The following is a 21497-nucleotide window of genomic DNA, read 5'->3' as shown; positions in this document are numbered from 1 at the left end:
GGGCCCGCTCACTGATCCGACAGCATATACCCAATACCTCTTACCGTCTGGATATCCTTGTCATAACCGTATTTTTTCAGTTTTTTACGAAGCTGATGGACATAAACTTCAACGATGCCGACCGTCGTTTCCGAATCAAAGCCCCAGATTCTGTCGAAGATTTGCTCGCGTGTCAGGATCTGGTCGGCATTGCGAATCAGGTACTCTAAGAGTTCATATTGCTTGACCGTAAAGGCCAGCACTTCTCCGTCAACTTTTATCTGTTTATGCTTTTCGTCGATCACAATGCCCTTATAGCACAATGTCTGATCCAGCGTCATGGGCGAACTCCGGCGAAGCACGGCGGATAGCCTCGCTTTCAGTTCCTGATTCTGAAAAGGTTTGACGATATAGTCGTCTCCGCCCAGATTCAGGCCTTTTACACGGTCATCCACGGCATCCCTGGCCGTCAAAAAAACGACCGGTGTCATGATATTCTCGTCACGCAGCCGTTTAGTTACTTCAAAACCGTCCATCTCGGGCAGCATGACGTCGAGAACCAGAGCATCGTATATATTCTGTTCCGCCATGTACAGCGCGTCTTCGCCATTTGCCGCCGAATCGACCGTGTATTCATCCGACAGAAGTTTTACAATCTCTTCAAGCAGCGACAGATTATCCTCAACCGCAAGCAGTCTCATCTCATTCAGCCTTCCTTCTCAAGCCTGATGACCGTGTGCCTTTTCAAAAAAATGTTGATTTTCTTCTTCCGGGCACCCCCATTGAAACGGGGTCCTGACCGCGTCATCTCTCCTGAAGTCACTACTTATTTTACACATTGTCATCCTGTTTTAACAGTGTTGAAAATCTCATGATTCTCTTTTTGTTTTTATTCAAAACGGAGGGCCTCGATCGGGCTTAATCTCGACGCCTTGTTCGCCGGAAAAACGCCGAAAATAATGCCGATAAGTGCTGAAAACAGGAAGGCAAACAGAATAATCGCTATCGAGAATACCGTCTGTCCGCCGGTTACAGCTGTGTAGATCCGGCCTGCGAGAAGCCCGACGGCCACGCCGCACAGCCCTCCGATCATGCTGAGAACAGTGGATTCGATCAGAAACTGGAGAAGAATATCCCGTCTTTTAGCACCGATGGCTTTTCGAATGCCGATTTCCCTCGTCCGCTCCGTGACGGATACAAACATAATGTTCATGATGCCGATGCCGCCGACAAGCAGCGAAATACCGGCAATGCCTCCCAGGAGCAGGGTCATCGTCTGCGTGACGGAATCCATCGTATTCATGATGTCCTGCTGATTAATGACTGTATAATCATCCGAATTGCTGTAAACCTGCCCCATGGCTCTCTGAATCCCCGACATCGCTATATTAACATCCTGCTGATTGTCGGCCTGGGCGTAAAACTGCGTGATATGGGTGGTCTGCAGCAGCCTTTGCGCCGTTGAAAACGGAATGAACACCGAGGAATCGCTGCTCTGTCCCATCGATCCGCCCTTCGTATTCAGAACGCCGATCACGTTATAACGATTGCCGTTAATCAGCACGCTTTGATTGACGGGCGACCCGCTTGCGAATAATGTCTGGGCAACCTCGCTGCCGAGAACAATCTCTTTTTGACGATATTGATCGTCAAGTGTTGAAATAAAACGTCCGCTGCCTACCGAAAGCTGGCGGGTTGTCAAATAACCGGCGTTTGTTCCCGTCAGACTGACCTGAGTCGACGTACTCCCTTTTTGTACCGTCACACGGCTCGTCAGGACGGGAGAAACACTCTTCACACCGTAAACTTTTTCAATCTGCCCGATATTATCCATGGTAAAAGGCGTATCCGTATTCATGATGTTCACCGTAATGAGATTGGTTCCCAGACTGTTAACACTGTCGGCTACGGACTTGCTTGACCCCTGCCCGATGGAAACGAGGACGATGACCGACGACACGCCGATGATAATGCCCAGCATCGTCAGAAAGGATCGGGTTTTGTTCGCGCGTATATTACGGAACGCCATACTGATTGAAGTGAGTAGATTCATAAAGTTTGCTCACCTTCATACAGTTTGCCGTCGCGGATGCTGACCGTCCGTTTTGCTTCCCTCGCAACATGCAAATCATGCGTGATTAAAACAATGGTGCGTCCCTCTTCATTCAGTGCCGTCAGAAGATCGATAATTTCTTTGCTCGTCCGGCTGTCGAGTGCACCGGTCGGCTCGTCCGCCAGAAGAATGGACGGCTGCCCGACCAGCGCCCGGGCGATAGCAGTGCGCTGCTGCTGACCTCCCGAAAGCTGATTGGGAAGGTGTTCCGCGCGCTCTTTAATGCCGACCTGCGCGAGGCTGGCCATGGCCCGTTCTTTTCTTTCTTTCACTTTTATTCCGCGATAGATCAGCGGCAGTTCGACATTTTCCAGTGCAGTCAGTTTACCGAGCAGATTGAAATTTTGAAAAATGAATCCGATTTTCCGGTTGCGGATATCCGCCAGCTGCCAGTCTTTCAGGCTGTCGACATGATTCCCGTCAAGTACGTATTCACCGGAATCCGGATGATCGAGGCAGCCGATCGTATTCATCAATGTCGATTTCCCCGACCCGGAAGGACCGACTACAGAGACAAAATCTCCCGCTTCAATCGACAGACTGACATGGTCCAAAGCATGAACTGTATTTTGCCCCATTTTGTATGTTTTCTCGATTTCTTTCAAGGAGATCATCGTCTCGGTCATTGCTGATTGCCTCCTCCGGTACTGCCGTTCCCCTGTCCGCCATTTAATCTGCTGCGGAAACCGCCGCCGTTTGTGCCTCCGAACAGCTGTCCGCCTGTTCCTGTCGTAGTCGTGGAGGCAGACGCCGCTCTGGTAATTGCCGGAAGCTGCACAACCTCGCCTGCCCGCAGTCCCGACAGGATTTCAATCGACTGATCATTATGCAGACCCGTTGTAACATTCACCCGCGTGCCGAGCTGATGATCGACACCGCTCATGCGGCCGCCGTATGAACCAGCGGAAGTGCTGCCGCCGGAAGATGACGACGATACATAAACAAAGGACTGGCCTCCCTGCTGATGGACCGCTCCTGAAGAAATATAGAGCGTGTTGTCTTTTTTCTGAATAACTACGTCCGCCGTTGCCGTCATTCCCGCTTTCAGTCCCGATGACTGATTCATATGGATCGTTACATTAAAGGTCGCCACGCCATTCGTATCCGTTCCGGCGTTGGCAATCGATGTGACTGTCCCTGTGAATTTCTGATTCGGGTAGGCGTTGACGGTCACTGTCACGGCTTGTCCGTCCTTTAGTTTCGGAATATCCAGCTCATCGATCTGGGCAACCATATTCAGGTCGCTGTAATTCGTCAGATGAGCAGCAGCCCTTCCCGGACTAACCCGGTCTCCGGCATACAGGCTCAGATTGGAGATGGTTCCGTCAGCAGGTGCGGTCAGCGTCGTGCCGTCGGTGTAAGTGATCAGCGCAGTTCCTTTTTTGACCGTTGCGTTGTTCGCGACATTCACAGAAGACACCGTTTTAGAGGCATCGCCCGAACCGATCACGATGTTCTCATCGACCGCAGGCGTTAAATCCCCCGATCCTGTAACATCTGATGAAATCGAACCTTTCTGAACGACCGTCGTCGGGATAATCACCTGTGCCTTGGCCGTGCTGTTCCTGTTCAGGAACCAGAATGCTCCCCCTCCGACGACAATAATCACTGCAATGACAATCAGCCAGCCCTTCTTCATGCCTGCTGTTCCCCCTCATTTATATCAAATGATTGAAAAATCTTCTGTTGCTAGTTTAGGAGTATTTTCTTAAGAATTGCTTAATGAGGCCAAAAGAAAATAACCGCTTGCCGTCACAGCAAGCGGTTTGTCTGAAGCGGCCGGTCGATTATTTTTTGAAATGGTAGGGAACAGTGGCGACGACCACATCCGCATGGCGGATCAGACTTGCTTTAATCAGCGTTCCGGACTGGTTATGAAGGAAATTCTGCCACCATTTCTTGGTATAGAACTGAGGAAAAACAACCGTCACCGTTGCACCCGTCTGATCCGCTTTCCATTTTACCGTGTCGATAAATTTATCAAGCGGACTGACGATACTTCGATAAAGTGAATGCAGAGTTACCAGACGAATATCCGCTTTCCATTCTTTCCACTCTTTTTCCATCTTTGAAATAGCCTGCGGACTGTCCCCGACATAGACGGCAATCACGTTTTCGGACAGCGACTTTGCATAGGTCAGCGATTGTTCGACAACTTTGGTTATTCCCGCAACCGGAACGACAATGATGTTATCCGTCGTGCGTACCGACCGAAGCGGAACCGACAGATCCAGGCGGAGCTGTTCGGCGACCAGCATATAATGCTGATGTATCTTATGAAAAATGAAGATGACGATAGGCAGAAAGATTAACACAGGCCAGATTTGACTAAACTTGGTCAGGAAAAAAATGAGCAGGATCAGGTAGCAGATCAGGGCGCCTGTCAGATTGACGGACAACCTGCCCGTCCAGCCCTCGGGCCGTTCGCGGATCCAGTGCACAATCATCCCCGTCTGAGAAAGCGAAAACGGAATAAAGACACCGACTGCATAAAGCGGAATCAGATTTTCAGTTTTCCCTCTGAAAATGATAATGAGCAGAATCGACATGACCCCGAGCGTGATAATGCCGTTCGAGTAACCGAGACGGTCGCCCCTGATTTTAAACGGACGAGGCATGTACTTATCGTTGGCCAGGTTATAAGCAAGCATAGGAAAAGCAGAATATCCCGTATTGGCTGCAAGAACCAAAATAAGTGCTGTTGATATCTGAATCAGATAATAGAAAAAGCTGCTGCCGAAAATAATCCTTCCAAGCTGGGACAGTACGGTTTGGTCGCTCATCGGCCGGATGCCGTACCAATAAGACAGAAAAACCGTCCCCGCGAGAAGGGAAGCCAGTATTCCGCCCATCATCAGTAATGTTTTCGCAGCATTTTTCGGAGCAGGATCCTTGAAACCCGGGATGGCATTTGAAATCGCTTCAACACCGGTCAATGCAGAACATCCGGATGAAAAGGCGCGCAGCAGCAGAAAGAGACCGACTCCCGCAACCGGTGTGCCGATGGCCGTGTGGGGATGAACCGGCGCCGTATGCCCGGTCAGAGCGCCGAAAATGCCTGCGCCAATAACAAGAACCATCATCATGACAAAGAAATAGACGGGATAAGAAAGCAGAGTGGCCGAATCGGTCAATCCGCGCAGGTTCAGAATCGTAATCATCACAACAATCGCAACAGCGACCGTTACGTTATAGGCCCGGAGCGCCGGGAATGCGGAAGTGATCGCATCCGTCCCCGCTGAAACACTGACGGCGACCGTCAGAACATAATCGACCAGCAGCGATCCCCCGGCTATCAGGCCGAAATTCACGCCAAGATTTTCCTTTGATACCATATACGCTCCGCCGCCCTGAGGATAGGCAAAAATAATCTGGCGATAGGACAGGATCAGCGCAGTCAGAAGGACGAGCACTCCAAGTGAAATCGGCAGCGCATACCATAACGCGGCAGCGCCCGCCATGACAAGCACAATCAGAATCTGCTCAGGCCCGTAGGCAACCGATGAGAGCGCATCGGACGATAAAACAGCCAGAGCCTTCAGTTTATTCAGCTTCTGACTGTGGATTTCATTTGATTTGAGCGGCCGGCCAATCAGTATTCTTTTCATTTTCGCAAACATTACATCATCACCTTCATACATTCTGATAGACATGAACCGATGATTGCTTCCGGACGGCTGAAGTCCAAAAAGAAAAGGCTCAAAGCGGAAAATTTCCGATTTCGCCCGAAAGCCTGTCATTTTTTGTATGTATATGTATTTGAGAATCAAAAAATCTTTTCACTTGCTCCTGAAAGTTAATAGGATCAATAGTCATGCCTTTTCATGCATTCTGATTGTATGCTAATGATTTAAAAGTTGCAATAGTTTTTATGAAAGCGGCGCAGCGCTTTCTTTTCCCGCAAAATTTCCCGGGGAATTTCCAGCATACGACAGCATTTTCATCACCTGTAAGTTTTTTACTTTGATCGTGCCGGGCAATGGAGCAGAACCGGAACCGCCTCCCGGCGCGACGATCTCAGAGGAGAATCTTTTTCCTTCCACCTGCCGCGGACATTTCCCCGGTGAAAGACGGAGCGGCGTCGGGAGCGGACGGCCGATCGGCTGCAAGTGTTGCCGCCTCCATCTCCGACTCTACTGATTGAATTTTTTTTATTTTCCCTGTATGATGAAGTCAGTTCAGTCAAGTTGAGAAGAGCAAAGAAGAGCAGAGCCTGAGAAAAGAAAAGTTTAAAAGATTGATGAGGGTTTCGGCAGAAAACGCTCATTTTTCGATTTCGAATCAGAATTGCTCTTCTGTATAATTTATTTATACGGGAGGTTTTTTTATTGAGTCTTTCATCCGATGCCAACGCTGCGCGCGGGGCTGCCTTCTATACGACAGACGAAGGCCTGCGCATCACCCGCAGCCGTCTCTCCTGTCCGGCAGACAAATCTGTTTCGTCCTTGCTGAGTCGGCTCGACGATCACAAGGGCGCATTTTTCTCCAGCACTTATAAATTCCCCGGCCGTTATTCCCGATGGGATATCGGCTTTATCAATCCCCCATTGGAACTTACGGCGAAAGGGAACGCTTTTCATATCCGTGCATTGAATGAACGCGGAAAAGTGATCCTGGCCTATTTAAACGAATGTTTAGCCCATCCGTCATTAGCCTTTGCAAAAAACAGCGACACAGAATTATCCGGAACCATCCGGACAGACAGCGATGATCGGATTAAGGAAGAAGACCGGACACGGCGCTCTTCTGTTTTTACCTTACTGAGGCAGTTTCGACGGCTCTTTCAGATTGACGACGGTTTTCTCGGACTGTACGGGGCTTTCGGATTTGATCTGATCTATCAATTTGAGCACCTGCCGATGTACAAAAAAAGAGAAGCGAAACAAAACGACCTGCAACTGTATCTTCCGGATGAACTCTTTGTGGCGGACCGTGAAAAAAAAGAGGCCTACAAGCTTTCCTACGAATTCAGCTACAAAAAAAGAACGACTGATGGGCTGGCCCGCAGCGGGAGACGTTTCTCCTTCGATTCAGACGGCGATAACCGCGCGCCCGCCGCTTTTGCCGACAGAAGCGGCGACTATGCCGAGATGGTCCGCCAGGCAAAAACGGCTTTTAAAAAGGGCGATCTGTTTGAAGTCGTCCCCAGCCGCGTGCTGTCCCGTCCTTGCAAAAGCCGGCCGTCGGCTGTTTTCCGCCGGCTTCAGGAAATCAATCCAAGCCCGTACGGTTTCCTCATCCATTTAAACGAAGAAGAATTTCTGGTCGGCTGTTCCCCGGAGATGTATGTCAGGGTCGACGGAGCCACCGTGGAAACCTGCCCCATTTCCGGTACCATCCGGCGCCGCGGTTCGGTCATTGAGGATGCCGAACAAATCAAGACGCTGCTCGGGTCGGAGAAGGAGGAATCTGAACTGACGATGTGCACCGATGTGGACAGAAACGATAAATCGCGGATTTGTGTGCCGGGGACCGTTAAAGTGATCGGCAGACGCCAGGTCGAGACCTATTCGCATTTATTTCACACCGTTGACCACATTAAGGGGCTGCTAAAAAAGGATTTCGATGCGCTGGATGCATTTATCACGCATATGTGGGCGGTCACCGTCACCGGAGCGCCGAAGCTGGAAGCCATGAACTGGATCGAGAAACACGAAAAGACGCCGCGGGGCTGGTACGGCGGCGCCGTCGGCTGGTTCCGGTTCAACGGCAGCCTGAACACAGGCCTCATGCTGAGAAGCTTGCACATACAAAAAGGTACGGCCCAGATTCGTGTCGGCGCGACACTGCTTTACGATTCTGTTCCGGAAAATGAAGAAGAAGAAACACTGACAAAAGCGGAAGCACTTATGGAAGCTCTTGAAACGGACAGCCTGCCTGAAAACCTGAACCGGGAACAGCCTGACAGCCGAAAGCCGGGAAAACATCTTCATATTCTGTTCGTCGACCACGAGGATTCGTTTGTCCATACGTTATCCGGCTACTTTCAAAAACTCGGCGCCGAGGTCACGGTCCGCCGCAGTCCTGCAGCCCGGAGACAGATTAAAGACGGCAGCGAACCGGCCGATCTCGTGGTCCTGTCGCCCGGTCCCGGCGAACCGGACCGTTTTCAAATGAATGAGACGATCCGCCTTTGCCTCGAGCGCCGGCTGCCGATTTTCGGGATCTGTCTCGGCCTGCAGGGAATTGTCCGTTACTTCGGCGGCGAGCTGAAGGAACTGGACGTCCCGGCACATGGAAAGTCGTCTTTCGTGATCCATGACGGACGCTCTTCTCTGTTCCAAGGCGTGCCGAGACGGTTTAAGGCGGGGCGCTATCATTCGATCTGTGCCGGCCGGCTGCCGTCGGAACTGCATGCCATCGCCGAAACGGAAGACCACGTGATTATGGCTGTCGAACACCGCAGTCTGCCGATCAGCGCTGTACAGTTCCATCCGGAATCGATTATGACCATGGGCGGGGAAATCGGCATGAAGATTCTGAAGAATGTGCTCCGCTCGATCGCCATGCAGCCTGCCGGAAAATAATCGATTTGATACCGCCGGAGACAGCGTCTGCCTTTCCATACATTTACAAGAGCCTAAATCTTATTGAAAAAATGAACGCTCTTGATCTTTTTCGTAAAAAAGATGAATAATGACTGTCTTCCTCTCGTTTTCTATAACTATTCATGTTACAGTATGACATGAGGTTGCGTCCCTTTTCACAAAGGCGGGTGAACACGGATTCCGCGGCGCGGGTGCAAATAATCCAATGACTGTCTCTCTGTTCTTTTATAAACGGTCGGATGCAGCCTCCTTGCGCCGATATTATTATAAGGAAGAAGAACTCATTTATTCTATTTTATGGCTTCTGTGATGTATGGAGGAGGATGTTTCGATGAAAACTGCCATTTATGCGCATCGCGGCAGTAAAGCAAATCGTCCTGAAAATACGCTGTCTGCTTTTGAAGAAGCGATGCGGGTCGGAAGCGACGGCATCGAACTCGATGTTCATCTGACAAAGGACGGAGAAGTTGTCGTCATGCACGACGAAAAAGTCAACCGGACCACAGGCGGCAAGGGGCAGATTAAAAATTTCACACTGCATGAACTCAAAGAACTGGATGCCGGTTCCTGGTTCTCCCCGAAATATTCGCGTGAACGGGTGCCGACACTCAAAGAAGTTCTGGAACTATTATCCGATTTTCCGGGAGTGCTTAATATAGAATTCAAGACGGACAGAAACACCTATCCGACGATCGAAGAGCGTGTTGTCCGCCTGGTCGGCCAGTACCGGCCGAATCTGCCCGTTGTCTATTCATCTTTCAATCACGAATCGCTTGTTCGGCTGAAAAAAATCGATCCGGGCGCAGATCTGGCTCTGCTGCTCTGGGAACGCCTGGCCGAGCCGTGGCGCTACACGCAGCAGGTCGGCGCATCCGCTCAGCACTTGTGGGAACCTTCCGCCTTGTCCGACACCGGAAAGCAGCTTCAGCAACACGGCGTCAAAGTCCGCGCCTGGACAGTCAACAAGCCGAAAAATATGCAGAAGACCTTTGAATTGGGCATTGACGCTTTGATTACCGACTATCCTGAAGTTGCACTCGATCTTAGAAAAAGTTTCGAATCAATGAAAAAGTCGCTTTAAAAATTTTTTCTGCAAAGGAAGCCGGCAATGATATCGGTGCCGGCTTCCTTTTTATTCACGAAATCGTTGGAAGCGGTCAGGGCAAAAGATCGCCGCTGAAAAAAAAAGTGTTATGATGGAAAAGGTGTGTTCTCACCTATTCAAAACTCCACGCCAAATGTGTATCGGCTTTTTATCAGGCAGCCCGGCGGCGGCGCGGAAAGGCGGAGCGCTGTCTCTTATACTCGTGAAACCGCAGACATTGGATACTTCCGGAATTTTTCAACCGGCCGGCTTGTTTATAATCAGCCGGTCATATACAGGAAATTGGGGGATATGATCTATGGACGGAAAAAAAGCAGCAGGCCGGAAGGCCATCGATGAAATTGAAGAAGGCATGACAGTCGGACTCGGAACAGGCTCAACCGTTTTCTATTTTCTTGAAGCATTGGCCGAAAAAGTTGCCGACGGTTTTTCAATCACCGGCGTGACAACATCGCAAAAAACAGCCGAACTGGCCGAAAAGTGGCAGATTCCGCTTCAGTCCCTAAACAATGTGAAGCAGATTGATTTGACGATCGACGGTGCGGACGAAGTCGATCCGTCACTGAACGGCATTAAAGGCGGCGGCGGCGCGCTGCTTTATGAAAAGCTGGTCGCCGAAGCCTCGGACAAACGTATCTGGATCGTCGACAGCCGAAAAAAGGTAGACCGGCTGGGTGCCTTTCCTCTGCCGATTGAAGTGGTTCCCTTCGGCTGGAAGCACGTCGAAGCGCTCATGGCGGGAAAAGGATACAGACCGCGGCTGCGTCAGACAACCGGCGGACAGCCTTTTGTTACAGATGCTCAGCATTATATCCTCGACCTTCATCTGAATTCCATTGAAGATCCGGAGGCACTCGCAGATGAACTGGATCATGTCACCGGAATTGTTGAGCATGGACTGTTTGTCAACATGACTGATAAGGCTCTGATCGGTTATCCCGACGGACGTGTTGAGAAACTGGTTAAGGAAAAATAATCGTTCTGAGGATGGATGAATATGAAAAAAATTGCTCCTTCTATATTAAGCGCCGATTTCTCAAAACTGGCTGCCGAAGTTGCCGAAGTCGAACAGGCAGGGGCAGACTATCTCCATGTCGACATCATGGACGGCCATTTCGTCCCGAACATCACTTTCGGACCTAACGTCGTCAAAAGTCTGCGCCCTCATACCCGCCTGCCGCTCGATGTGCATTTGATGATCACGAATCCGGAAAATTATATTCAGGCTTTCGCCGAAGCCGGGGCCGATATAATCAGTGTCCATGCGGAGACCTGCCCTCATCTTCACCGCGTACTGCAGCTCATTCATGCGTGCGGAGCCCGGGCAGGTGTCGTGCTTAACCCGGCCACTCCGATATCCGCTCTTGACTATGTGGCGGACAGTGCCGACCTCATCCTGATCATGACTGTAAACCCGGGATTCGGCGGACAGACGTTCATTCCCGGTATGATCGAAAAAATCAAACAGACACGCCGTCTGATCTCGCGTCACTCAAAGCCAATTGAAATCGAGGTTGACGGCGGAATCAACCATGAAAACGCAAAGTCGTGCGCAGACGCCGGGGCAGACGTCTTTGTCGCCGGATCATTCATTTTCGGAAAACAGGACCGTGCACAGGCCATCCAGTCACTCAGGTCGGCCCTGTCTTAAAACAATTTTTGCCGAATCATTTTTCAAAAGATGAGTATCCCCGCTCAACCCAGCTACCCAGCAGGCCTCAGCGTAAAAGCACCGGTGATTCCTCCGAAAAACAATCGGCTGGCACGAACTGCCGGCTATAGCTGTGAATGTTCTGCGAACGGCGATTTATTTCGCTGAAAAAGAGGGCTGTCCGGCACGGACAGGCGTTACATAGCGGAAACACCCGATCTTTTTCTTCGGCCTGCCGCGTATCCCAGTAAATTGTGGTGAAAATCGCCGGGAAAAGCCGGTTATCGACAACAACTAAAAAATCGACATCCAACGGACCGGATCAATAAATGTGAATCATTTAGAACAGCAAGCTCGTCCCCGATTGATTGATTAACCCCGCGGCTGGAGATATAGCGATTGTTGTTCCCGGTTTGTCATCGATTAGCTGCCGATTGCCGGTCCCGGGCGACGGTATCGGTCATTCCGAACAGTTTTTCGGTCGCTGTATGCCCGGTATCGGTCGTTATGTCCGGTTTATCGGTCGTGAGGCAAAGCTTTTCGGTCGTCACTGGTTTTATCGGTCGTCGCAGGCAGTTCTTCGGTCGTTACGCCTGATTTATCGACCGTTAGCAGCAGTTTTTCGGTCGTCGTGCCTGATTTAACGGTCATTACAGGGAGTTTATCGGTCGTCGGCAGGTATACGCGGTGTATCAACCGCGACAGGAGTTTATCGACTGTTGCAGAAGTTTATTAATCGTGTAAACACTAACACTCTCCGTTTTTCAAAAAATCGACGGTTCCAGGAAGAGCCGATCGTCAATTGACGGCACAGAAGGACAATGAACTGAAGGGATACTCGAATTTCAAAAAAATAAATTTGACAAAGTGTTGACATTTATTAATCTTGTAATTAAAATAGTTACAGGTGGTGAGGGAATTGATTAATTCACGGGTCGCCGTCGCAATTCACATTCTGGCACTGATTGCCTCAAAGCCCCATGATGATCTCGCTTCGGATTATATAGCGTCCAGCGTCAATACCAACCCGGTTGTCATTCGGCGGATCCTGGGCATGCTGCGAAAGGCGAATCTGATTCGTACCTCGGCCGGAAAGGCCGGTGCAGCCTTGGCATCACCTCCGGCACAGATTTCTCTGCTTCGCGTTTATCGGGCTGTTGAACCGGACAACGAGCTTTTTGCCGTTCACGAAAATCCCAATCCCTATTGTCCGGTTGGAAAACGTATTAATGCAGTGCTTGAAGAAGCATTTCACGGAGCCCAGATGGCGCTTGAGAAAAAACTGGCCAGCCAAAACATTCAGGATGTACTGGATCATCTTTTTCCGGAAAAATGATTCAGTTTCGAAATCTTGTAACAGATTCAGTTACAGATTGAAAGGAGGTGCAGGAATGGGCCTATCATTGGAGCCGGCCCGGGAATTTCAAAGATCTGAAACGGCCGGAAGATCCGGCCCGGACATTGATCGGCCGCCAGGCTTGCCCTTGACAAACGGATGGGACATGATACAACGGCAGTGACCGGCCGCCCGTCCATTCGCAGGGACAAACGAGGATGATGCGGCGGCAGTCATTGGCAAAGCTGGAAACCGAGTAAGTTCATAAGTGTTTTACCGTTGTCCCGGAATCCGCATGAGGGATGCCCGGCCCGGTTCCGGAAAACCCGATTGAACGAATACGGGACGCGTTCATCAAATAAACTATTGGATTTAAAAGGAGAGGATTTAATTGACAAACTGGACAATCGACAGCGCACACACAGAAACATCATTTTCAGTGAAACACATGGGACTCTCAAACGTCAGAGGCAATTTTCAGACCACATCGGGTACCGTGACAACCGACGACAACGGGACCATCACGGCTATTGATGCCAAGATCGATGCAGCAAGCATTGAAACAAGAAATGAGGATCGTGACAATCATCTGAAAAGCGCCGATTTCTTTGATGTCGAAAAGTTCCCGGAAATTCATTTTGTCTCTACATCGGTAACCAAAAAAGACGATGAAGAATACACAGTTGAAGGCAATCTGACCATTAAGGATGTTACCAAACCGATTTCATTCGATGCAGAAGTCGGCGCGCCGGTCGACGATCCGTACGGTCTGAAGCGGAGCGGCGCCAGCCTGGCGTTCTCATTTGACCGCCGCGATTTCAAACTGACCTGGAGCCAGGCACTGGCTAACGGCAGCCTGGTTGTCGGCAACAAGATCAAGGTTAACGTCGACGTCGAGATCACTCAGAATCCGGCTGCCTGATCAATAAGGCCTGATTTTAGAATTTATTAAGGCAACAAGGCTTCGATTTTGGACCTTTTTTCAAAACAGGGCGTCTCACAGACTGGTTTTCCGGCTGCGAGACGCCCTGTTTCCTTTTATAAGAATTGATCCATCCCGTACTTGAGCCATTCGGCCGATCTTTTTCAGAAGAAGCAGTGTGCACAAGTTATCGAAGAAAAACCGGACTTCCGTATTTAAAACGGAAAACGGCCGTCGATTCATTCAAAGCAGGCGTGCACATCGTGAAAAGCACTGTCCGGGGAAAATAATATTTGTGTCCGCATAAAGACAAAAACCGTGAAACGATCGGGAAGCTTCCGTATTCCGGATTTGCGTTCCGAACGGGCATGCGGCGCAATCATTTTACGAATGCATCATTCATATCGGCGCAGGGATTCGACCGGGTCCAGATTGGCTGCCTTGGCCGACGGCGCAAGTCCGGCAACCACGCTGATGCCGAACACCGCAAAGCCGGGTGTGACGTTTAAGAGCGCCACATGCACATGCGGGCGGGCAAAGTAATTGCCGGCGGCACCGGCAATGAAAGACAGCAGGACCCCTGAATTTATTTTTCATGCTATATTTTAGCAATAGAACGAGCGAATTTGACCCGTTTCAAGAATTAATTTTTACTAAGTCTCCAGGCCTATCTTTTTTTTACGTTCGGATCCCCTCCCCGTTTTTTCTTTTATAAAAAACGGCGTTAAGAAAAAGTGCCGTCCATAAAGATATATTAACGATTCAGGCCGATTTCCAGCCTATTATTCATTAATCATAGAAAAAACTTATTTTTAATAGAAACCCCTAAAAATAAAAAGAGAGAACACAAATTTGTGAACTCGTCTGATCAGAATTCTTCGTTTATTTCATCCGCTGCCCATTTAATGACGGATGAGCGGATTCCATTTTATTTTTTTATATCCTTATTTGTGAAATATATCTACTTAAAAAAGCGCAGAAAGTACCGCTCTCTTTCTGCGCAGGAACAGATTGTGAATTTTTGAGTTACGGACAGGTTGACCATGGAATAATGAACCAAATGATCAGACAGATGGACAGTTCCCCCCGAAAAATCATCAGTCAATTTCTGCCGTCTTTAACTCTTTTATGACCGTAAAATATATTAATTTACAGTATCCTGTTCAGTCATATCAGGTTCATGATCGAGGATCCATCTTTCGGCCTCCGGAGACCAAAGGCCGTCATGCTTTTCCAGAATTTCACCCAAAGGAGATTTCGGATCAACTTTTTCCAGTTCAATTCTACTGAACTTCTTATGAGTATACGTTAACTTCTTGCCCCCGCCTATATCAGGCTGACTCATCGTAGTTTCAGCCGCCGCATCCAGGCCTAGTACATGGGTAATGACTTTGGCAACATTCACTCGTCTCTCTGCGATTAACTGAGCGGCCTCCGCCTCATTTTTTGCATTGCCGCCTGAAGTACCGGTAACGTGGGTAAAGTTATAATGCACGTTGTAGAAATTTAAATGAGCGGAAAAATCTTTCTTCATCGGACCGGCAAATTGGTTCAGGCATCCGTCGGCATTTAACAGTTCTCCCGCCATAGTAACTAGAGGAGAAACGCTAATCATACAAAAAATATCATCATAACCATTTCCGCCGACAAGTTGTTTAAGCCCAGCTTTTTGTTCTTCGATACTCAGCCCATTAACGTTAACAAAATGCACGTTTACTTCATCCGACGGGTATAGCTTTTTGGCCCTATCCAGTTTTTCCTGGCTAATATCCGTGACTACAAGATGTTCGGGTTTTCGGTCGGAGTGCAGTGCATAATCAATGGCAAGCAGGCCCATAGGACCCGTACCGCCGAGGATTAAGCAATTACCGTTTCTTTTAATTCCCATCTCATGATCATACGTATGCGGAATCAAATGAAATTGAGCATTAAATGCAGCGATAACGCAGCTAAGGGGTTCACATAATGATCCTTCATAATAAGCCTGTCCATGAAATGGAATGAGACAATTGAGTTCTATTACTTCGGGCGGAATGATAATCGCTGTTGCGTCGCCCCCTATATAGGGATAAGAATAGCCCGGCACGAAAGGTGTATCGTCTCTTGCTAAGTTTGGCTGAATGACATAATTTTCGCCTTCATGAAACTGATCGATCCATCTCTTGCCAACCTTCAATATTTTCCCGGAAAATTCATGACCGATCAATACAGGATCTTCAGCTAAATGATCGGGAGTTTTCTTATGATCCTCCCCTTCCATGGCCAATTTCCACGAGGACATGCACATCGTATCGCTGACAACAGTCGCCAGAATCTCGTCCTCTTTAATGTCAGGTAAATCAAAGCTCTCAACACGAAGATCTTTCTTACCATGTAATTTTAGGCCGATACTTTCCATATTTATTCTCCTCACATTTGTGATAGGTGGCCTGCTGGTTTTTTACATTTTTATAATATACGGTGTTAATGCAAAAAATCAAGATGCCATCATCAATATTCACATTTGTGAGATACTTTTAATTTCCAGAGCCGTTGAATAAGTTGTAATAAGATCCGTAACCAGGCCGGACCGCAATGCGCCGAGGATGCCTCCGGCTTTCTGCTTTCCAGCCGCTATTCCAATCCGGCGATCGATTTTCCTCAACTGATCCAGTGACATACCAATGATATTGATCTCCGGCAATTTAAGAATTTTCCCCTCCGCCGTAAAAGGTTGAGATAAAATATCTCCGGCAGCCATCTTTCCCAGTCCGCTCGCAAAAGACGTTTCTTTGTAAAATTGCTGCCACGATTTGTTTCCTGAAGATTCCCTGCTGCCAATGCCGAAAATGGCAACATCCAAATCCGGCCACATGCTTATGACTTTTTCTACATTCGGATTGTCTAAAAGCTCATCTTTTAATTCTTTACTTTTGATTAAAGCGGGCGTGTCTAAAGAATAAGGAATGGCATCTGTAATTTTTGATGCTAAGCGATGGACAATAGAATTGGCATGATATGGGGCCGGCAGCGATCCTCGCGGCCCTCCAATCAAGGGAATAACCGTTATATTTTTTGGAAATACATCCTGCTGAAACTTATCAACGACTGCCGCCAAAGACTGTCCCCATGATAATCCGATTGTCGTATTGCTTTTAATCAAAGAGTGAAGAAAGGAATCTGCATAAAGTCCCAGCGTGTCTAAACTTTCTTTGTATGATCCGGCCTGATCATCCGGGACAACCAAGGCGGTCTTCAAATCAAACGCCCGTTCAAAAAACTTCGACATATTTTTGGCTGAACCGAAAGTTGTATCTACGCTAATCTTAACAATCCCCAGCTTCTTTGCCTCCTTCAACATGCGGCTGATCTCGGTTCTATGAACATGCATCACGTCGGATATTTGATTCTGATTGAGATGATGTAAATAATAAAGTTCTGACGCTTTAATTAAGCTGTTTATTTTGTCTGCGGAAGGCCTCATAGCCTCCACCCCCTTTACCATAAATAATATATCACAAATGTGCGTTTTATAATATACATATTGCAAACGTATACATGCGTGATATTATAGCAAGTGAAGGTGATCACTTGCTGGTAATCACAAATGAGAGGTGTTTTCTTTGAGCTGGTTGGGTATTGAAGAGGGTGTTTTCATTGTAACGGGCGGATCTTCAGGCATTGGTCATGCGGTTGTTCAAGAACTTATTCAGGATGGGGCCAAAGTGGTCAACGCTGATCTAAGAGAGGGCTCTTATTTTAACGATAATCTTCTATTCGTTCAAACGGATGTCACGGATTCAGAATCGGTCAATCATATGGTTGAAACGGCAGTCTCCCATTTTGGTCACATCGATGGTCTTGTTAACAATGCAGGTATTAATCTTCCTCGCTTAGTCGTAGATACAAAAAATCAAAGCGGTAAGTACGAACTTTCTTTAACAGATTTGCAAAAAATGTTCTCCGTGAATGTACAGGGAGTCTTTCTTACGACTCAAGCCGTTTTACGTTATCTGACAAAACAGAGAAGGGGCGTCATCGTTAATATGTCCTCCGAAGCAGGCCTGGAAGGCTCCGTCGGACAAAGCGCATACTCTGCGACTAAGGGAGCAATCAACGGTTTCACACGGTCATGGGCCAAAGAACTCGGAAAAAATAATATCCGGGTTGTAGGTGTAGCACCCGGTATTCTTGAAGCAACCGGGTTAAGAACTCCTTCATATGAAGAAGCATTGGCTTATACACGCAATATAACCGTTGACCAGCTCCGCAGGGGATATAGCAGCACCACAACGACCCCGCTCGGAAGAAGCGGCAAATTATCTGAAGTCGCCAATTTAGTTGCATTTTTTCTTTCAGATCGGGCCGGCTATATAACAGGCGTCACGACCAACGTGGCAGGAGGTAAATCCAGAGGCTGATTTCCAAACATGGGAGGGACAATATGATGGATTTTATTTTAGTGGGCCACGGCACTACCGGCATAGCTATGAAAAATGCTGTTGAAATGATTTTTGGTGAATCTCCAAGTTTCTATCCTTTGTCTTTTAAGCCGGGAGAAGGGCTTACCGACCTCTCGAAGAAAATCGAAAAAACCATTGACGATCATAGCCTTTCCAGCGATCGTACACTCGTCGTCACAGATCTGTTTTGCGGCACTCCTTATAACGCATCCGCGGCTTTAGCAATGAAGGGCAAAGTTAAAGATGTAATTGCAGGAATGTCCCTTCCTATTTGTCTGGAACTGGCACAAGCCGCGGACAAAGGGACTGTCTCTGAAACCGTAGAGCACATTATACAGGCATCTCCCGCTTATACACGCGCACTCAGTAAAGAATTACAGAAACAACCGGATGAAGGTGACTTTTAATGATTATCAATTTAGCAAGGATTGATGACCGTCTCATTCACGGACAGGTAACAACTGTATGGGCGAAGGGCTCAGATGTCGATCGCATCATTATTGTAAGTGAAGACGTATTTCATGACCCGATCAGAAAGACTCTTTTAAAGCAAGCAGCACCTCCGGGTATCAAAGTGAATATAGTCGATGTGCCGAAAGCGATTGCCGTCTTCAAAAATCCTAAATACGCAAATGATAAGATTTTCTATTTATTTACTAATCCGATGGAAGTCCTGAAACTTGTTGAAGGCGGAATACCATTAAACTATTTAAACATCGGCGGAATGCAATTCCGTGAGGGAAAGAAGCAAATCAATAAAGCTGTCTTTATCGATAAGGAAGAAGCGGAGGCTTTTAAAAGATTAAACGAATTAGGTGTAGAATTAGATCTTCGCGTTGTGAAAACGGATCCGCACACTGATATTCTGGAAAAAATAAAGGAGAAATTCCAAGAATAGAAAAGAGGAGAATAGAAAATGTCGATTATTCAAGTTATCCTTATTTTTCTATGGTCGTCAATTGTCGGCGCCGGAAGCGTTCTTGATGAGTTTCAAACCCACCGGCCCTTAATTGCTTGTACAATAACCGGTTTAATTCTTGGAGATCCGATAACCGGTATTATTTTAGGAGGCACACTTGAACTAATTGCATTAGGCTGGATGAATATCGGAGCCGCCCAATCTCCGGACTCAGCTCTGGCCAGTACAATCTCAACGATTTTGGTTATCATAGGCAGTCAGAGTATTGCGAAAGGTATTGCCATTGCTTTACCTGTAGCTGCCGCAGGACAGGTTTTAACCGTTATCGCCCGATCGATCACCATTGCCTTTCAACATGCAGCAAATAGAGAAGCCGAAAAAGCCAATTTTACAGCCATAGTGGCACTGCATTTCTCTGCTCTATTTGTGCAGGCACTGCGTGTCTCCATCCCAACGACCCTGGTTGCCATATTTGTTAATCCCACAATGATTCAGAATATGTTAAATGCTTTGCCGGAAGTTGTAACCGGTGGTTTAGCGGTCGCCGGCGGATTTATCGTCGTCGTTGGATATGCAATGGTTTTGAACATGATGAGTGTGAAATATTTAATGCCATTCTTCTATCTTGGTTTTATTCTCGGCGGTTATTTAAAATTGAGCCTGCTCTCATGGGGAGTTGTCGGTTTAATTGTAGCCATCGTTTATATAGAGCTTAATCCGAAATTCTCTAAACCTTCAGCTTCTTTAGCTGCTGCAAACGCCGGGGCAATTTCAGATGAGGAATTACCGGAAGACGAATTAGACGATTAAGGAGATGAAAAAAGATGAGTGAAAATAAAACAGTGACAACCTCAGACTCCAAACCCGTTAAAGTGACCAAAGGCGACTTATTTAAAACATTTATTTTCGAAAATTTCCAACAAGCGTCTTTTAACTTTGAAACGATTCACGGGCTGGCATTTTGTGTCGATATGATTCCAATCATCAGACGTGTTTACAAGAATAAAAAAGATCAGGTTGCCGCACTAAAGCGTCATTTAACGTTCTTCAATGTCACCCCCGGATTATGCGGACCCGTTGTAGGTGTGACAGCAGCCCTTGAACAGGGACGTGCCAACGGAGAAAAAATTGATACGAAAATGATTCAAAGTTTAAAAGTCGGCCTGATGGGTCCCTTATGCGGTGTCGGCGATCCATTGATGTGGGGAACACTTCGCCCCATCTTAGCGGCATTGGGCGCCACTTTAGCATTGCGCGGATCCTGGCTCGGCCCAATTATTTTCTTCTTCGGTTTTAACATTATCCGGCTTGCTTTAAAATGGTATGGCCTGACTTACGGTTATCATCGTGGTTTGTCCCTGATAAAGGACCTGAGCGGTAATCTTCTGCCCAAACTGACTGAAGGAGCTACAGTATTAGGACTGTTTGTGATGGGTGTCCTGGTGACAAAATGGACAACAATCAATATTCCGCTGGTCATTTCCAAAACGAAAGCGGCTACAACAACGGTGCAGGACATTCTTAACCAACTGATGCCCGGACTGCCTGCGCTCGGTTTAACGCTGCTGATGGTGTATCTTCTCCGGAAGAAGGTTAACCCGATCATCTTGATTTTCGGATTATTCGGTTTAGGCATCGTCGGATATTGGCTCGGTTTCTTAAAGTAAAATAGATTAGAGTTGATATAAATGACCGATCAAATCATTGCTCTTGTAGGCGGTGTGTTAATACTTTCGTTAGGTTTTCTTATGAAAGCAAGGAAAGGAAAACGTGATTATGTCTATATTCTCTTTGGCTTAATACTCATTGGCATCGGCATGTATAAAATATTGTTCTAATTTTCATGCGGGGTTCTCTCTGTGTGTTATCAAAAGTTGTGTAAAAACAGCGTCCTCTGTCGATTGCTGATCAAACAAGCATTCTATCTGTACCCAAAAACAGGGCTGTCTCATTATTCAGGCAACCTTGTTTTATCTTGTTCTTGCCATTTGAACGAACTCGATCGCCTGCATGGTTTCAGACCTGTTTTTCGGAGACACTTCGCTCCGCGAATAAAATCACAGCCGCTTTTCCAAAGATTCGGCTTCATCCCGGCAGCGCCTGGTCCAGCGAGTTTCAAATTGTCCGTGCGGGAGAATCCGCTCTTTCAGGTCGCTGATAAACACGATCCCCTGCTCTCTGCACCACTTCAAGCGGATTTGATACAGATCTGCTTCCGAATCGTCTTCGTCCAGGAAAACAGGAATCAGAGAAATTTTATTCAGATCATATAGAAGAGCCCGGGCGTGCCCGTCCGCAAAATAAAACTCACCGCCGTTCCTTCTAATCGGAAGCGGCATATTTCCTCTGATATTGAGCGGATCAAACGAATCCTTTAAGCGGTCGACTTTGTCCTGATCTAGAAATAGCTGGCTCGGACGGATCTGATACAAATCGATAAAAAATTTTTTCAACTGAATGACTTCCCTTGTCTTTCGACCGT

The 21497-nt window shown here is 47.7% G+C and carries 19 protein-coding genes; 11 read left to right on the top strand and 8 right to left on the bottom strand.

The genetic code is table 11. The features are described 5' to 3' along the window. Positions 1-8: 8 nt before the first annotated feature. The 5 genes from Q6A92_RS16925 to Q6A92_RS16905 all read right to left on the bottom strand — a co-directional run bounded on the left by Q6A92_RS16925 (position 9) and on the right by Q6A92_RS16905 (position 5712). Entirely contained in the window at positions 9-680 is a 672-nt protein-coding gene (locus Q6A92_RS16925; RefSeq protein WP_274401338.1) for a response regulator transcription factor, read from the bottom strand. Positions 681-868: 188 nt separating this feature from the next. Beyond that, complete coding sequence (locus tag Q6A92_RS16920; RefSeq protein ID WP_332238804.1) at positions 869-2032, bottom strand: ABC transporter permease; 1164 nt, start codon at positions 2030-2032, stop codon at positions 869-871. Then, positions 2029-2718 (bottom strand): ABC transporter ATP-binding protein, encoded by a 690-nt coding sequence (locus Q6A92_RS16915; protein WP_274401340.1) that lies wholly within the window; start codon positions 2716-2718, stop codon positions 2029-2031. Before Q6A92_RS16915 ends, Q6A92_RS16920 begins: the two co-directional genes overlap by 4 nt. After that, positions 2715-3731 carry an efflux RND transporter periplasmic adaptor subunit gene (locus Q6A92_RS16910; RefSeq protein ID WP_332238803.1) on the bottom strand — a complete coding sequence of 339 codons (1017 nt, stop codon included), beginning with the start codon at positions 3729-3731 and terminating at the stop codon, positions 2715-2717. Before Q6A92_RS16910 ends, Q6A92_RS16915 begins: the two co-directional genes overlap by 4 nt. A 148-nt stretch (positions 3732-3879) precedes the next feature. Beyond that, positions 3880-5712, bottom strand: coding sequence for an APC family permease (locus Q6A92_RS16905; RefSeq protein ID WP_274401342.1), 1833 nt, complete (start codon positions 5710-5712; stop codon positions 3880-3882). Between the two features lie 708 nt (positions 5713-6420). Here Q6A92_RS16905 and Q6A92_RS16900 point away from each other — a divergent pair. The 6 genes from Q6A92_RS16900 to Q6A92_RS16875 all read left to right on the top strand — a co-directional run bounded on the left by Q6A92_RS16900 (position 6421) and on the right by Q6A92_RS16875 (position 13654). After that, positions 6421-8619, top strand: coding sequence for an anthranilate synthase component I (locus Q6A92_RS16900; RefSeq protein WP_332238802.1), 2199 nt, complete (start codon positions 6421-6423; stop codon positions 8617-8619). 352 nt (positions 8620-8971) lie between these two features. Beyond that, the gene (locus Q6A92_RS16895) at positions 8972-9721 is read left to right on the top strand and encodes a glycerophosphodiester phosphodiesterase (protein ID WP_274401344.1); all 750 of its coding nucleotides are present in this window, start codon (positions 8972-8974) and stop codon (positions 9719-9721) included. A gap of 322 nt (positions 9722-10043) precedes the next feature. After that, positions 10044-10721 carry a ribose-5-phosphate isomerase RpiA gene (gene rpiA, locus Q6A92_RS16890; RefSeq protein ID WP_332238801.1) on the top strand — a complete coding sequence of 226 codons (678 nt, stop codon included), beginning with the start codon at positions 10044-10046 and terminating at the stop codon, positions 10719-10721. A gap of 21 nt (positions 10722-10742) precedes the next feature. Beyond that, positions 10743-11396 (top strand): ribulose-phosphate 3-epimerase, encoded by a 654-nt coding sequence (rpe, locus tag Q6A92_RS16885; RefSeq protein ID WP_274401346.1) that lies wholly within the window; start codon positions 10743-10745, stop codon positions 11394-11396. A gap of 919 nt (positions 11397-12315) precedes the next feature. Next, a complete protein-coding gene (locus tag Q6A92_RS16880; protein ID WP_274401348.1) occupies positions 12316-12732 on the top strand; it encodes an Rrf2 family transcriptional regulator in 417 nt (138 codons plus the stop codon). 391 nt (positions 12733-13123) lie between these two features. Continuing rightward, on the top strand, positions 13124-13654 hold the full coding sequence (locus tag Q6A92_RS16875) for a YceI family protein (RefSeq protein ID WP_274401349.1): 531 nt from the start codon (positions 13124-13126) through the stop codon (positions 13652-13654). Positions 13655-14798: 1144 nt separating this feature from the next. On the opposite strand, the gene Q6A92_RS16870 is transcribed toward Q6A92_RS16875, so the two are convergent. Further along, positions 14799-16052 (bottom strand): zinc-binding dehydrogenase, encoded by a 1254-nt coding sequence (locus tag Q6A92_RS16870; RefSeq protein ID WP_332238800.1) that lies wholly within the window; start codon positions 16050-16052, stop codon positions 14799-14801. Positions 16053-16151: 99 nt separating this feature from the next. Continuing rightward, a complete protein-coding gene (locus tag Q6A92_RS16865) occupies positions 16152-17117 on the bottom strand; it encodes a sugar-binding transcriptional regulator (protein WP_332238799.1) in 966 nt (321 codons plus the stop codon). 139 nt (positions 17118-17256) lie between these two features. On the opposite strand from Q6A92_RS16865, the gene Q6A92_RS16860 reads away from it, so the two are divergent. From Q6A92_RS16860 to Q6A92_RS16840, 5 genes are read left to right on the top strand one after another with little or no spacing between them, the layout of a single operon-like run. Beyond that, the gene (locus tag Q6A92_RS16860) at positions 17257-18054 is read left to right on the top strand and encodes an SDR family oxidoreductase (protein WP_274401352.1); all 798 of its coding nucleotides are present in this window, start codon (positions 17257-17259) and stop codon (positions 18052-18054) included. 26 nt (positions 18055-18080) lie between these two features. Further along, positions 18081-18503 carry a PTS sugar transporter subunit IIA gene (locus tag Q6A92_RS16855; protein ID WP_332238798.1) on the top strand — a complete coding sequence of 141 codons (423 nt, stop codon included), beginning with the start codon at positions 18081-18083 and terminating at the stop codon, positions 18501-18503. Continuing rightward, a complete protein-coding gene (locus Q6A92_RS16850; RefSeq protein WP_274401354.1) occupies positions 18503-18994 on the top strand; it encodes a mannose/fructose/sorbose PTS transporter subunit IIB in 492 nt (163 codons plus the stop codon). Before Q6A92_RS16855 ends, Q6A92_RS16850 begins: the two co-directional genes overlap by 1 nt. 18 nt (positions 18995-19012) lie before the next feature. Beyond that, positions 19013-19825, top strand: coding sequence for a PTS mannose/fructose/sorbose transporter subunit IIC (locus Q6A92_RS16845; protein WP_332238797.1), 813 nt, complete (start codon positions 19013-19015; stop codon positions 19823-19825). A gap of 14 nt (positions 19826-19839) precedes the next feature. Continuing rightward, positions 19840-20682 carry a PTS system mannose/fructose/sorbose family transporter subunit IID gene (locus Q6A92_RS16840; RefSeq protein WP_332238796.1) on the top strand — a complete coding sequence of 281 codons (843 nt, stop codon included), beginning with the start codon at positions 19840-19842 and terminating at the stop codon, positions 20680-20682. 390 nt (positions 20683-21072) lie between these two features. Here Q6A92_RS16840 and Q6A92_RS16835 read toward each other — a convergent pair whose 3' ends face one another. Then, positions 21073-21468 (bottom strand): hypothetical protein, encoded by a 396-nt coding sequence (locus Q6A92_RS16835; RefSeq protein ID WP_332238795.1) that lies wholly within the window; start codon positions 21466-21468, stop codon positions 21073-21075. Positions 21469-21497: the final 29 nt, after the last annotated feature.

Source organism: Sporolactobacillus sp. KGMB 08714 (genome assembly GCF_036598985.1).
GTDB lineage: Bacteria > Bacillota > Bacilli > Bacillales > Sporolactobacillaceae > Sporolactobacillus.
The sequence above is the reverse complement of the archived record's forward strand: the minus strand, read 5'-3'. Positions and strand labels throughout refer to the sequence as shown.